12 protein-coding genes are annotated in these 13,831 nt (G+C 73.7%); 7 read left to right on the top strand and 5 right to left on the bottom strand.

What is annotated here, in order from left to right; all coding sequences use genetic code 11:
• From OG994_RS26785 to OG994_RS26770, 4 genes are read left to right on the top strand one after another with little or no spacing between them, the layout of a single operon-like run.
• Positions 1-1,938: an MFS transporter gene (locus OG994_RS26785; protein WP_328851369.1), complete on the top strand. Its 1,938-nt coding sequence runs from the start codon at positions 1-3 to the stop codon at positions 1,936-1,938.
• Positions 1,935-2,492 (top strand): hypothetical protein, encoded by a 558-nt coding sequence (locus OG994_RS26780; RefSeq protein ID WP_328851368.1) that lies wholly within the window; start codon positions 1,935-1,937, stop codon positions 2,490-2,492. Before OG994_RS26785 ends, OG994_RS26780 begins: the two co-directional genes overlap by 4 nt.
• Positions 2,489-3,667 (top strand): M23 family metallopeptidase, encoded by a 1,179-nt coding sequence (locus OG994_RS26775; RefSeq protein ID WP_328851367.1) that lies wholly within the window; start codon positions 2,489-2,491, stop codon positions 3,665-3,667. Before OG994_RS26780 ends, OG994_RS26775 begins: the two co-directional genes overlap by 4 nt.
• A gap of 13 nt (positions 3,668-3,680) precedes the next feature.
• Positions 3,681-4,280, top strand: coding sequence for a hypothetical protein (locus tag OG994_RS26770; RefSeq protein WP_120329849.1), 600 nt, complete (start codon positions 3,681-3,683; stop codon positions 4,278-4,280).
• Here the strand turns inward: OG994_RS26770 and OG994_RS26765 are convergent, their stop codons facing one another.
• Positions 4,281-4,841, bottom strand: coding sequence for an Rv0361 family membrane protein (locus tag OG994_RS26765; RefSeq protein WP_328853806.1), 561 nt, complete (start codon positions 4,839-4,841; stop codon positions 4,281-4,283). It abuts the gene before it with no gap.
• A 181-nt stretch (positions 4,842-5,022) separates the two neighbouring features.
• Here OG994_RS26765 and OG994_RS26760 point away from each other — a divergent pair, with 181 nt between their 5' ends.
• On the top strand, positions 5,023-7,770 hold the full coding sequence (locus tag OG994_RS26760) for an FtsK/SpoIIIE domain-containing protein (protein WP_328851366.1): 2,748 nt from the start codon (positions 5,023-5,025) through the stop codon (positions 7,768-7,770).
• A gap of 46 nt (positions 7,771-7,816) precedes the next feature.
• Positions 7,817-8,581, top strand: coding sequence for a hypothetical protein (locus tag OG994_RS26755; RefSeq protein WP_328851365.1), 765 nt, complete (start codon positions 7,817-7,819; stop codon positions 8,579-8,581).
• A 70-nt stretch (positions 8,582-8,651) separates the two neighbouring features.
• Here OG994_RS26755 and folE read toward each other — a convergent pair whose 3' ends face one another.
• From folE to OG994_RS26735, 4 genes are all read right to left on the bottom strand, one after another.
• The gene (gene folE, locus OG994_RS26750; protein ID WP_120329936.1) at positions 8,652-9,317 is read right to left on the bottom strand and encodes a GTP cyclohydrolase I FolE; all 666 of its coding nucleotides are present in this window, start codon (positions 9,315-9,317) and stop codon (positions 8,652-8,654) included.
• Between the two features lie 35 nt (positions 9,318-9,352).
• Positions 9,353-11,368 (bottom strand): ATP-dependent zinc metalloprotease FtsH, encoded by a 2,016-nt coding sequence (gene ftsH, locus OG994_RS26745; protein WP_120329847.1) that lies wholly within the window; start codon positions 11,366-11,368, stop codon positions 9,353-9,355.
• A 439-nt stretch (positions 11,369-11,807) separates the two neighbouring features.
• A complete protein-coding gene (gene hpt, locus OG994_RS26740; RefSeq protein WP_120329846.1) occupies positions 11,808-12,383 on the bottom strand; it encodes a hypoxanthine phosphoribosyltransferase in 576 nt (191 codons plus the stop codon).
• Between the two features lie 100 nt (positions 12,384-12,483).
• Positions 12,484-12,621: a hypothetical protein gene (locus OG994_RS26735; protein WP_192902196.1), complete on the bottom strand. Its 138-nt coding sequence runs from the start codon at positions 12,619-12,621 to the stop codon at positions 12,484-12,486.
• Positions 12,622-12,774: 153 nt separating this feature from the next.
• Between OG994_RS26735 and OG994_RS26730 the strand changes: the two genes are divergently transcribed.
• The gene (locus OG994_RS26730; protein ID WP_120329845.1) at positions 12,775-13,737 is read left to right on the top strand and encodes a GlxA family transcriptional regulator; all 963 of its coding nucleotides are present in this window, start codon (positions 12,775-12,777) and stop codon (positions 13,735-13,737) included.
• Positions 13,738-13,831 lie beyond the last annotated feature (94 nt).

Below are 13,831 nucleotides of genomic sequence, written 5' to 3'. Positions count from 1 at the left end.
ATGGCGAGGGCCCGGGCACGGATCACGGCGTTCCTGCTCGCGCTCGGCGTACTGGCCGGGGCCACGATCGCCTTTCCGCTGATCGGCGGCGGTCCCGCGTACGCCGCCCCGGTCACGGCCCAGGCGGCGGCCGACCTCTGCTCGACGCAGGAGTGGCAGGCGGACTTCCGCGCCTGCGTGAAGCGCCTCCAGCAGGTCGCCGAGTCGCAGGCCAACTGCTGGAAGCCGCCGACGCCGACCGCTCCCGACTCCGGGCTCGCGGGCTGGTTCGCCTCGCGGCCGGAATCCTCGACGCAGCCCGGCCCGAAGGGCTACTACAGCGACTACGGGTACGCCGGCTACAGCTACACGACCTACCGCGTCGACGGCGGGTGCGCGTCCACCCTCCTGCACCCGGACTACAAGTTCAGCAACACGGTCGCCAACGGCGAGTTCATGCTCGCGACGGCGATCGTGGGCGCCTCGAACGCCCTCCGGGAGCGCGCGTGGGATCCCCGCACCATGTGGAGTTGGGCCGACCCACTGGTGGAGCAGGCGACCAAGGCCATCTACCAGAAGGTGTTCAGCGTCTTCGGCATCGTGACGCTCTGCGTCGTCGGGTTGTACCTGCTCTGGCGGTCGCGCCAGTCGGACATGAGCAACGCGATGACCACGGCGGGCTGGGCGCTGCTGGTCATGGTCGCCGTGACCGCGCTGGCCGCCTGGCCCGTGAAGTCCGCCAACCTCGCCGACAACTCACTGATCACCACGCTGGGCGTGGTGCACGACGCGATCGGCCCCGTAAGTCGCGACACTCCGCCGAGCCAGTGCGACGACCCGAATCCCGAGGCATGCAAGGACCACCGTCCACCCGCCGTCCGTGCGAGCGACACGGCCGCCGAGACGATGCTCTACCGCAACTGGCTGCGTGGCGTGCTGGGCTCGGCGGACAGCGAGACGGCGAAGAAGTACGGCCCCGCGCTCTACGACGCGAAAGCACTGACGTGGGACGAAGCGGAGTCCATCCGCAAGAACCCGGCTACCCGCAATGTCGTCATCAAGGCCAAGCAGCAGCAGTGGATGACCGTCGCCGCGCAGATCGAGAAGGAGGACCCGGAGGCGTACGAGTACCTCCAGGGAGTGCGGGACATGGACCGCGTGGGCGCCGGCTTCATCGCGGTCCTGGCCTCGCTGCTCTTCGCGATGTTCGACCTCACCGCGTCGCTGCTCGTGCTGCTCGGCTTCCTGATCTTCCGGTGGGCGGTGGTTGCCGCGCCGATCCTCGGCACGGTCGCCCTGTTCCGGCCGGCCAGCGCCGGTCTGCGCCGGCTCGGGAACGCCGTGGTCGCCGCGATCTTCAACATCGCCATCTTCGGCACCGGAGCCGCCGTCTACCTGTTCGCGGTCGATCTGATCATGAGGACCCCCACGCTGCCCGGCTGGCTCCAGGTGGTGCTCGTGTGGCTCTGCGGTGTGGTCGGCTGGCTCCTGCTGCGTCCCTACCGCCGGATCACCCAGCTCGGCGGCAAGGACAGCAGTGAGGCGGTCAGCTCCGCCGGGTCCTGGCACCGCCGGTTCTTCCGGGACATGCGGACCGCGGCCCGGCTCGACGTGGCGGAGCCCGGCGGAACGGCCGAGCCCACCATGGGGCGGCGGAAGGCGGTCGTGGCGGAGCCGACGAGACTCCGGCCGGAGGCCCGGCACGAGGACCCGGTGCACACCTCTCCCAGCGGCGGTGGGCGGCGTCCGGACGGTCGCGAGCGCGCCGACGGTGCGCCCGAGCCGGACGAGGGGCCGACCCCTCGTCCGCCGGCACCCCGGCAACGCCGCCAGCCGGCCACGTGGACGGAGCCGGACGTGCCCGAGGAGAGCCCGTCCTTCGTCGTCTACCGTCCCGGCTCGACGGAACGGACACCACCCGACCGGCGCGCGCCGCGCGTCCGCTCCGAGGCACGGTGAGCGTCGTGCGGCGGGCCGTCGAGTTCCTGGTCGGCCGGGTGCTGCGCTCCCGCCTCGGGATCGCGCTCGCCCTCGCCGTCGTGGTGTTCGGGATCGTCGGCGCGGCCCGGCTCCTCGCCGGGCCGGGCGATCCCACCCTCGGGCTGAGCAACCGGCCGAACGAACCCATCACCACCGTGCCGCCGACCGCCGGCGACGACGGGCTGGTGGGCCGCGACGCGCCGCCCTCCCCCGTAACCCGTCCCGGGGAGCGCACGCCCGAACAGACCGCCGAACGGTTCGTCGCGGCGTGGCTCGGTGAGCCGGGGATGACCCCCGAACGGTGGCACGAGGGCATGCGGCCGCTGTCGACGTCCGCGCTCACCGAGAAGCTGGCCGGTGCGGTGCCGGGCGACGTTCCGGCGCGGCAGATGACGGACGAGGTGGTCCTCCGACCCCGGACCGAGACGTTCGTCGAGGCGCTGGTTCCCCTCGACACGGGCCGGCTCCGGCTGGAACTCCTGGCGTCCGACGGGCGCTGGTTGGTCGACGCGGTGGACTGGGAGCAGGAATGAGCGGCGAGAGGGTGCCCCGGCGTCGACGCAGGCCACTCCGCGCGTTGGCCGCCGCGCTCACCGTCGGGCTGGGGCTGCTCTGCTGCACCGGGGGCACGGCGGCGTTCTTCCTCACCGAGCTCGGGGGCGATTCCGCCGAATCGATGACGCCCATGAGCCTCGAGTGCACCGGCGACTTCCGCGTCGACGTCACCGGGGACATGCCACGGATGGCCGACTACGGGGAGAGCCAGCTCCGGAACGCCGCGAAGATCATCGGCGTCGGTCAGGAGATGAAGGTGCCCGCGCGGGGCTGGGTCGTCGCGGTGGCGACCGCCATGCAGGAGTCCGCGCTGCGCAACCTCGCGAACCGGACCGTCGCGGAGTCCCAGGACCTGCCCAACGAGGGCGTCGGCGCCGACCACGACTCGGTCGGCCTGTTCCAGCAGCGGGCCTCCTGGGGCAGCGTGAAGCAGCGGATGACCCCCGAGTACGCCGCCCGGAAGTTCTACGAGAAGCTGCTCACCGTCCCCGGCTGGGAACAGCTGCCGCTCAGCGTGGCCGCGCAGAAGGTGCAGGTGAGCGCCTTCCCCGATGCCTACGCGAAACACGAGACCGTGGCGTCCCAGATCGTCGACGCCCTCGCCGGCGGCGCGGCGCGGACGACGATGGTCGCCAACCGGCAGACCTGCGACGCCGCCTCCGGCAAGAGGGTCGCGGCATCCGGGTGGACCGCGCCGATCGCCGGCGCCGTCGGCTCCGGATTCCGGACCGCGCAGCGCCCGGGCCACGACGGAGTCGACATCGGCGCCAGGAAGGGCACGCCCATCCACGCCGCCGCGTCCGGCCGGGTGCTGGTGGCGCGGTGCGATCCCGACAACAGCGGGCGCGAGAGCTGCGACGTGGACGGCTACCCGGGCAAGGGCGGCTGCGGGTGGTTCGTCGACATCCTGCACCCCGACGAGCGCTCCGGCGGCATCGTCACCCGCTACTGCCACATGGTGACGCGGCCCCGCGTCCACCCCGGACAGACCGTCGCCGCCGGTGAGGTCATCGGCGAGGTCGGCAGCAGCGGCAACTCCTCGGGCCCGCACCTGCACTTCGAGGTGCACGAGGACGGCGACCGCAGCGCCCGCAGCGCCATCGACCCGGTGCCGTTCATGCGTTCGCGGGGCGCCCCCCTCAAGGCGGAATGACATCCTCGGTGCCATGACAGAACGACTGCCCGATCCGTTCGCCGACCGTCCGGACTGGGCACCCCGGCCGCCGCGGCCCGTCGAGATCGTGCCGGCCACCGGCCGGGTCGCGCTGCGCGGCCGGCGGGTGCAGGTCGGGTTGCCGGGCCTCGGGTGGCGCGGCGACCTGCGGGCGGACGACCGCGTGGTGCAGGGAAGCCGGACGTACGTCCCGGTCATCCCGGAACACGAGTGGTACCGGGCCGAGATCGAACAGGTGGAGGTCTTCGCACCCCTGATCCCGGTGGAGCGGGTGTGGGTCGAGACCATCGGCACGCGCCCCGCCGAGCCGGCCCGGCCGGCGGTCGGCCTCCGCCTCGTGTCGCTCGACGGCCCGAGCCACCGGGACCCCATTCCGGTCGTCGACGCGGACTCGGTGGCCGGCCGGCGCGTCGTCCACGTGGTCGACTCCGTCGAGCACCGCGATCTGCGCGCCGTCACCGAAACCTACTCGGGCGCCGACGGCGACATCTGCGTGCGGATCACGTCCGAGGTCGACTGGTACCGGTGGGCGTGGCGCGGGCAGGCTCCGTCCACCTTGGAGGTGCCGGTCCACCTCCTGTGGATCGAGTGATCAGCCGAGTTTGCTGCCGCCACAGACGCGCCAGCCGTCCTCGTCCACGACATGGAAACGCCAGTCCTCGCGGCGGCTGCTCCGCGGCTGACCGTTCGCCGAGCTAGAGATGGTTAGAGTGGTTGTCACCGACTCTCCTTCACCGTCCTTCACTCGCGTCAGCGGCCCCCACCGCACCCGTACGACGACGTCGAAGCTCGCTTCGCGCTGCTCAAGCTCCTGACGCAGGGTGCGCATCGCCCTCAGACCATCCTCCTCCCGGCAGGCAAACTGCTCCGCTTTTGCGTCGTTGCGATCGTTGAGAAAGGCTTGAATGTAGTTGGCCACGACGACGTCGGGGGCGCTGCGGTCGGGGGCGGTGGCGCGGTCGTACAGCACGTAGCCGGTGACGGCGCCGCCGAGGCAGAGCAGTGCGACGACCCCGGCGACCACGGTGAGGACGGTGCGTACGCGACGGCGTGGCCGCTCGGGCGCCGGGGCCGCGGGGGCGGGTGGCAGCTGCTCGGAGGGGGGCCGCTGCGCCGGTACGCGGGAGACCTGGGAACCGGCGGGGGGCTGCACTGATTCCACCTCCTGAGGCTATCGGTCGGGGGCCGCGTACCCAATGCCCCAGATGCCGCGGATCGGGCCGGTCCGCTACCCCGAGTGAGATCCCCAACGACACCCCCGCACCTCCCGGGGTACCGGCCTCACCTGGGATACCGTCTCTGCTCGGGGAGGTTGCCAACCTCGGCCAGAGGGGGTGGACGCGGTGGCCGGTCCGAAGGCACGGACGAACCGCGCCGCCGCACTGCACCGTCGGGCCGCCGCCACCGCGGCCGCCGCGGCGGGCATCCTCGACGAGATCCGCCCGGCCCCCGCCGACCAGCGCCGCCAGTACGAACTCGCCGACCGTCTGCGTACGGTGGCGGCCGTCGTGGCGCCGGGCTGGGCCGGTGCTCCCCTGGACACGCTCGCCCCTGACGCGCCTCCCGGTGAGGGCCCGCCGCCCTTCGTGCGGGTCGGCACCGCCGCGCCCCTGGACGACGCCCGCTTCCCCGCGCTGGTGCCGCTGGTGGGCTCCGGCCACCTCAGCGTCGACACCGACGCGCGGGACCCCCGGGTGGCGGGGCTGCTCCGCGCCGTCCTGCTCCGTACGCTCGCCGCCACGCCGGCCGGCGCGCTGCTGGTACGGGCCGTGGACGCCGAGGGTGGGACGCTGGCGCCGTTCGCCGCGCTGGCCGACGCCGGCCTGCTCCCGCCGCCGGCCGTGGACGTACCCGGGTTGCGGGCGGTGCTGACCGAGGCCGAGCAGTGGGTGGCACCGGGCGCGAGCGGCCGGCGCCGGCACGATCGCACGCTGCTGCTCGTGATCGCCGCCCTGCCCGAGTCGACCGGGCCGACCGACCTGTCCCGGATCGAGACGCTGGCCGCGCAGGGACCGTCGGCGGGGCTGCACCTGGTCGTGGCGGGCTGGGCGGGCCCCGGCCCGTACGCGAACCGCTCGCCGCTGCCCCGCGCCACCACGCTCGCCCTGCGCAACGCGTACGCGCTGCTCGGCGACCCGCCGGGCACGTCGTTCACCAGTCCCGGCGCAGACGCGGCGGGCGGGCTGAACTCGCCGGTCTTCGTCGAGGCGGACCCGCCGGCCGACCTGGTGGACGCGGTGTGCCGGCGGCTGGCCGCGCAGGTCGAGGCGGGTTCCCGGCTGGCGCTGGCCGACCTGCTGCCGCCCACCGGCGACGCGCTCTGGTCGGCGGACTCGACGGACGGCCTGACCACCACCGTGGGCGACGCCGCCGGCCGGCCGGTGCCGCTCGGGTTCACCGAGTTGACCCCGCACTGGCTCGTCAGCGGGCGCTCCGCTGGCGGGCGGTCGGCGTTCCTCACCACCGCGCTGCTGGGCCTGACCGCCCGGTACGGCCCGGACGAGCTGGCTCTGTACCTCGCGGACCTCGGCGAGGGCGACTCCTTCGTGGAGTTCCTCCAGACCGAGCGGGACCGCTCGTGGGTACCGCAGGTGCGGGCGGCCGCGATGACCGCCGACCGGGAGTACGTGCGGGACCTCCTCGAACAGCTCGCGACCGAGGTCCGCCGCCGCGAGGAGGCCGGACGCCGGACGGGCGGGCAGCGCTTCACCGAGCTCCGCCAGCACATGGCGCTGCCGCGCATCGTGTGCGTGGTCGACAACCTGCCGCTGCTCTTCGCCGAGCGGGACCGGCTCGCCGCCGACGCCGCGGCCCGCATCGAGGCGCTGGCGCGCTCCGGCCGGGCGTACGGCGTACACCTGTTGCTCGCGGGCGCCGGCGACCTCGGCCTGGCCGGCCGGTCGGAGGCCGGCCACCGGGACTCGCTGCTCGGGCAGTTCCCGGTCCGCGTGGCGCTTCCCGGCGGTGGTGCGGTGCTGGAACCGACGAACGACTCGGCGGCCGGCCTGCCCGTGGGCAGTGCGGTGGTGAACACCGCCGGTGGGCTCGGCGGCCCCCGCGGCGCGGTACGCGGGCACGAGCGGCTGGTGCGGCACCCGGACCCGCAGGACGAGCCGGAGACGGTGGAGCGCCTCCGCCACGAGCTGTGGGCGGCCCGGCCGGAGGGCAGCGTCCCACCGGTGGTCTTCGCCGGGTACGCCCGGCCGTTGCTGCGCAACGACCCCCGGTACCGTCTCGCGCTCGCGGGGCGGGCGCACGCGCCGGCGGCCCTGCTGGGGCGGGCGGTGGACGTCGGCCGGACCACCGCGGCCGTACCGCTCGGCCCGGCGGCGGGGCGGAACCTCGCCGTCCTGGGTCCCGGGCCCGGGGCGGCGCGGTTGCTGGCGACCGCCGCACGCAGCACCGCCGTCCACCATCCGCCGGGCACCGCGCGTTTCGTGATCGCCGCCCCCGACCAGGAAGCCCGGCCGCTGGCCGAGGCGCTGGCCGCCGAACTGGCCGTGCGGCAGGCAGCCACCGTGGTCGACGTCGGGGACCTGCTCACGGCCGCGGCCGGCACGGACCCGGCCGCCGCGACGGGAGCCGACCGCACCGCCACGGCCGCGCTCACCACGACGGAAACGACCGGCACGGTGACGGTCGACGCCGCGGCGGCGGTCGCGGGACCCGGCTCCGGACCGGCCCGCGGCGGCCCGGACGGGCCCGCGTGCGGGGACGGGCCGCCCGAGCCGGGGTGCGCGGCCGAGCCCACGTACCTGGTGGTCTTCGGGCTGGACCGGGTCGCCGCGGAGGAGCTTCCCGTCGAAGAGCTGCGGACGCTGCTGCGCGAGGGCCCGCCGGCGGGTCGGCACCTGCTCGGCTGGTGGCGGGTGGTGCCGCCGTTCGCCGCGCTCCTCGGGCCGGAGGACGCCGTCGACAAGCTGGCCGCCGTGGCCGCCGTCGACGTGCCCGGCGCGCAGCTCGCCGCCGTCTTCCACCGTCCGGTGGAGTGGCGGCCGCGCCCGGGACGGGTCGTGCTCTGGGACGGACCCGACGAGCGGGGTGTCGTCCTGGTGCCGTTCGCCGAGGAGGAGCCGCGATGACCGGAGGCACGGCACGGAAGCCGGGCACGGCGACCCGGAGGCCGCGATGACCGGAGGCGCGGCGCGGAAGCCGGGCACGGCGACCCGGAGGCCGCCGGGTCCGGCCGGCCCGGGGCGGCAGCGCACGGGTGGGCAGCGCGAGGCGGTGCCGTCGCCCACGGCGGCGGCCGACGCGGCCGTGGCCGCCTGGCAGGACTACCTCGCGGCCGCGCGGCAGCTCGACGGGGTACGCCGGGCCGCGGCGGCTGCCGCCGGTGAGCAGGCCCGGTCCGTCCAGGAGGCCCGGGAGGAGCTGACCGAGGTACGCGCCCGGCTCGCCGCCCAGCAGACGCGGCTGCGGGAGCGGGGCGTACCGCCGATCTCGCTGGTGCCGTCGCCGCCGGAGCTGTCGGAGGAGGCCCGGGCGATGGCCGGTGGGCCAGCCACGGTCCTCGCGGCGCTGCGCGGCGCCCGCGACCGCCTGGACTCCGCCGACGCGGCCCTCGTCGCCCGCCACCCGTTGCGCCCGGCGAGCTGGTCCGCCCGCCCGCGCAACCTCCTCGTGTACGGGCCGCTGGCCGTGCTCGTGCCGCTGATCCAGGTCGTCGTGTACGTGGCCACCGGCGCCGGCCCCGCGACCGTGGCCGCGCTCATCTGCGGGCTGCCGATGCCGGCGGTCGCGTTCGTGGCCGGCTGGCTCGGCGTCGGCCGGCTGTTCCCGCCGGCCCAGGGCGGGAGGGTGGACCGGACACCCCGTTTCGGCGCGCTGGTGTGCCTCGTGCCGGCGGTGCTCGTCACCGCGGGACTGCTGCTCGCCATGCTGGCCGGCTGAGCAGGGCCGCAGCAGAGCGACACGGCCGGCCGCCCGGGATCACCAGGTCGGCCGGCCGCGGTACGCGTGGTCAGCGGGGAAGGATGAGGGCCATCGCCTCGGCCCGCGACTTCGGGTCGCGCTGGAGCGTCCCCCGTACGGCCGAGGTGATCGTCTGGGCGCCGGACTTCTGGATGCCCCGCATGGCCATGCACATGTGCTCGCACTCCAGCACCACGATCACGCCGCGGGGTGCGAGCTTCTCCATGAGCAGGTCGGCGATCTGGGAGGTGAGACGCTCCTGCACCTGGGGCCGGCGCGCGTACACCTCGACGAGCCGGGCCAGCTTCGACAGGCCCGTGATCCGCCCATCCGGCCCGGGGATGTAGCCGATGTGGGCGCTGCCCCGGAACGGGAGCAGGTGGTGCTCGCAGAGGCTCATCACGTCGATGTCCCGGACGAGCACGAGTTCCTCGTGGTTGGCCTCGAAGGTGGTGCTGAGCACCTGGGCCGGGTCGACCCGCAGGCCGGCGAAGAGCTCGGCGTACGCCCGGGCCACGCGGGCCGGCGTCTGCTGGAGCCCGTCCCGGTCCGGGTTCTCCCCGACCGCGATGAGGATCTCGCGGACCGCCTTCTCGATCCGGGCCAGGTCGACGGTCTCCTCGACGGGGCCGCCGGTGAGCTTGCCGTTGATCAGGCGCGCCGCGATGTAGTCCAGCCCGTCGTCGCCGTCGGGCTCGGTCGCGGAGGCGGCCAGCCCCCTGTCGGGGCTGGCCGCCGGATCCATCGTGCTCAGTGGGTACCGTCCGAGTTGTTCGGCGAGCTGCCGCCCACCCCCGCCTGCGCGCCGTCGGCCTGGGCCTGCGCCTTCAGCGCCTCCTTCTCGGCCGGCGTGAGCACCGGCGGCTCGGTGGAGGGCTGGCGCTTGCCGAAGCCGTTGTACGGCGCCATCGGCGGGCGCTTGACGACCCGCGCGCAGATCCGCGCCATGTCGGCCGTGGAGAGGGTCTCCTTCTCCATGAGCTCCAGCACGATGTTGTCCAGGACGTCCCGGTACTCGACCAGGATCTCCCAGGCCTCGTCGTGCGCCAGCTCGATGAGCGCCCGCATCTCGGCGTCGATCTCGGCGGCGACCGCGTCGGAGTAGTCCCGCTCGTGGCCCATGTTGCGGCCGAGGAACGGCTCGTCCCCGCTGGTGCCGTACTTGATCGCGCCGAGCTTGGAGCTCATGCCGTACTGGGTGATCATCGCGCGGGCCAGCTGGGTGGCCTTCTCGATGTCGTTGCCGGCGCCCGTGGTGGGCTCGTGGAAGACGAGCTCCTCCGCGGCCCGGCCGCCCAGCGCGTACGCCAGGGTGTCGATCATCTCGGCCCGCGTCTGGGTGTACTTGTCCTCGGTCGGCAGCACCAGCGTGTGGCCCAGCGACCGACCGCGGGACAGGATCGTCACCTTGTGCACCGGCGCGGCGTGCGGCAGCGCCCAGGCGACCAGCGCGTGCCCACCCTCGTGGTACGCGGTGATCTTCTTCTCCTGGTCGCTCATCACCCGGGTCCGGCGCTGCGGACCGGCGATCACCCGGTCGATCGACTCCTCCAGGGAGTCGTTGGAGATCGCCCGCTGGTCCTTACGGGCGGTGAGCAGCGCGGCCTCGTTGATCACGTTGGCGAGGTCGGCGCCGCTGAAGCCCGGGGTCCGCCGCGCCACCGAGTCGAGGTCGACGTCGGGCGTGAACGGCTTGCCCTTGGCGTGCACCCGCAGGATGGCCTTGCGGCCCTCCATGTCCGGCGCGTCCACCGGGATCTGCCGGTCGAAGCGGCCCGGGCGCAGCAGCGCCGGGTCCAGGATGTCCGGCCGGTTCGTGGCGGCGATCAGGATGACCCCGCCCTTGGTGTCGAAGCCGTCCATCTCGACGAGCAGCTGGTTGAGGGTCTGCTCCCGCTCGTCGTGGCCGCCGCCCATGCCGGCGCCACGGTGCCGGCCGACGGCGTCGATCTCGTCGACGAAGACGATCGCCGGGGCGTTCGCCTTGGCCTGCTCGAACAGGTCACGGACCCGGCTCGCGCCGACACCGACGAACATCTCCACGAAGTCCGAGCCGGAGATGGAGTAGAAGGGGACCCCGGCCTCGCCGGCGACCGCGCGGGCCAGCAGCGTCTTACCGGTTCCGGGCGGGCCGAAGAGCAGGACGCCCTTCGGGATCTTGGCGCCCAGCGCCTGGTACTTGGCCGGGTTCTGAAGGAAGTCCTTGATCTCGTGGAGCTCCTCCACCGCCTCGTCGGCGCCCGCGACGTCCGCGAACGTCGTCTTCGGCGTGTCCTTGGTGATCATCTTCGCCTTGGACTTGCCGAAGTTGAGCACCCGCGAGCCGCCGCCCTGCATCTGCGACATGAAGAACAGCAGCAGCAGCACGAGCAGCACGATGGGGAGCAGGTTGACCAGCAGGCTCACCCAGATGCTGTCCGACGACACCTTGGTGTCGGCGGGGCCGGTGATCCGGTTGGCTGCCTTCGCCTCCAGGACCTCGTTCCAGACCTGGCCGCCCACCTCGTAGGGGAACTGGGCCTCGATCCGGTCGGTGGTGGTGTCGCCGAACTTGGTCTTCTCCGCCAGTTCCAGCTGGAGCGTCTGCTCCTTGTCCTGGAAGACCGCCTTATCGATCTTGGCGGTGTGGAGCTGGTCGAGCGCAACGGAAGTGTCCACCCGGTGGAAACTGGGACCCGAGGTGAACAACTGACTGAGCACAACGGCGCCGAGGATGACCAGGATGATCCAGACCACCGGTCGGCGGAAGAAACGCGTACGTTCCATGCTGTTGTCGAGCGCCGAGGCGCCCGCATCCTCCTGATCGACGTCCTGACCGTCTGATGGTGTCGCCGCCGGTGGCGGCGGCCGGAGCCGCCGTGCGGGCCGGCCTCGACCCCCGAGGTGCGGCAAACTGCCGCGCCGCGGTCATTCGACGGTACACCGTGTGCGCGCGGAGTGAGCTTGCGAGCCCCGCACTCGGCGCACGCCGCGCATCGACGGCGCGTGTCGTGCCCCGGGGCCCGCCAGCCCGCGCCGCCACGTACGACGGGACCGGGCGGAGACCGGCGTGGCGGGGAGTCCGAACCCGGCCGCCCGCGAACACCCGGTCACGTGATCGAGGGGCCGGGCGCGGAAGTGCCTCCGCGCCACCGACGTCCACGGTAGTCCGAACAACTGAGAGTCCGCTGAACGTCCGCTCGACGAATGCCGATACGAGGAGGGCTCAGGAACGGGCGTAGACCTCGGGCTTGAGCACGCCGACGTACGGCAGCTCCCGGTACCGCTCGCCGAAGTCGAGCCCGTAGCCGACCACGAACTCCGTGGGGATGTCGAAACCGACGTACTTCACCGGGACCGGGACCTTGACGGCGTCGGGCTTGCGGAACAGCGCGACCACCTCGACGCTCGCCGCCGAACGGGACGCCAGGTAGCGCAGCAGCCAGGAGAGGGTGAGGCCGGAGTCGACGATGTCCTCGACGACCACCACGTGCCGGCCGGCGATGTCCCGGTCGAGGTCCTTGAGGATGCGGACCACGCCGGAGGAGGTGGTGCCCTGGCCGTACGAGGAGACGGCCATGAACTCCAACTCGGCGGGGGGACCGTGGCGGCCGAGCGCGCGGGCGAAGTCGGCCATGAACATCACCGCGCCCTTGAGCACGCAGACCAGCAGGAGGCCGTCCTCGACGTGGGCGTAGTCGGCCGCGACCTGCTTGGCCAGCTCCGCGGTCTTCTCGCGGATCTGCGCCTCGGAGATGATCACGTGGTCGATGTCGGCGTCGTACCAGGAGCCGTCTGCCATGGCTCCTAGCCTGCCGTACGCCGCCCGGCCGCCGTCGGCGGGGCCGCCCCATTCGGCGCGGTCCCGCTCGGATTTTCTCGGCGTAATCGGATCAACGGCATCACCGGGCGCCGTACGGGCGTCGGCAGCCGCCGTCGGTCGGCTGCCAGTCGGCCGAGTCCCGGCTGTCGGCGGTCAGGCCGGCCGCGGAGGCGGCGGCGAGGAGGACGACGAACAGGAGGATGAGCAGGAATTCCATGGCGGCGCTCGCTTTCGCGTGTGTGTCGTGGGTTTTCGCCGCCGGTGCGCACCGGGTCTGACTCCAAGTCTGCGCCGTGCCACCCGGACCGGACAGTGGCAGGAATGCCACTGGCCGTCGATTTCCTGCCACCGACTGCGTTACCCTCGTCACATGCTCCGATCGGTCGCCGTCATCGCCCTGGACAACGTCGCCCCGTTCGAGCTGGGCGTGCTCGCCGAGGTGTTCGGCACCGACCGGACGGCCGACGGGTTCCCCGGCTACCGCTTCCACGTGTGCAGCCCGGACGGACGCCCCGTACGCACCTCATCCGGGTTCGACCTCGTGCCCCACGCCGACCTCGGCCCGGTCGAGGACGCCGACCTCGTGGCCGTCCCCGCCCACGACCGGCGTGTCACCCCGCCCGAGCCGGTGCTCGCCGCCCTGCGCCGGGCCGGCGCGCGCGGCGCCCGCCTCCTGAGCGTCTGCTCGGGCGCCTTCCTGCTCGGCGCGGCCGGGCTGCTCGACGACCGCGAGTGCACCACCCACTGGCGCTTCGTCGACGAGCTCCAACGGCTGCACCCCCGCGCCCGGGTCCGCTGCAACTCGCTCTACGTGGCCGACGGTCCCCTGCTCACCAGCGCGGGCACCGCCGCCGGCATCGACGCCTGCCTGCACCTCGTACGCCAGGAGCACGGCTCGGCCACCGCCACCCGCCTGGCCCGCCGGATGGTCGTGCCACCGCACCGGGACGGCGGCCAGGCGCAGTTCGTGGAGGCACCCATACCGAAGGCGCCCGAGGCGCCCACGCTCGAACCGGTGCTGGAGTGGCTGATGGGGCACCTGAGCCGGACGGTCACCGTGGACGAGCTGGCCGCGCGCGCCGGGATGGCGCCCCGCACGTTCGCCCGCCGGTTCCGCGCCGAGACCGGCACCACGCCGCACGACTGGATGACCAACCAGCGGGTGCTGCTGGCCCGCCGGCTCCTGGAGGAGACCCACCTCAGCGTCGAGGAGGTGGCCCAGCGGGCGGGGTTCGGCGACGCGGCGGCCCTCCGGCACCACTTCACCCGCCGGGTCGGCACGACCCCGCAGGGCTACCGCACGACGTTCCGGGACCGGGTCCAGGTCGCCTGACCGACCCGCCGTGGCCAGCGCGCGGACCACACCGAACGCGCGGACCACACCGGGCACGCGGCGCAAGCCGAGCGCGCCGCGCACACCGAGCGGC

The organism is Micromonospora globbae (genome assembly GCF_036184225.1).
Lineage (GTDB): Bacteria > Actinomycetota > Actinomycetes > Mycobacteriales > Micromonosporaceae > Micromonospora > Micromonospora globbae.
This window is presented reverse-complemented; position numbering and strand designations above follow the sequence as displayed.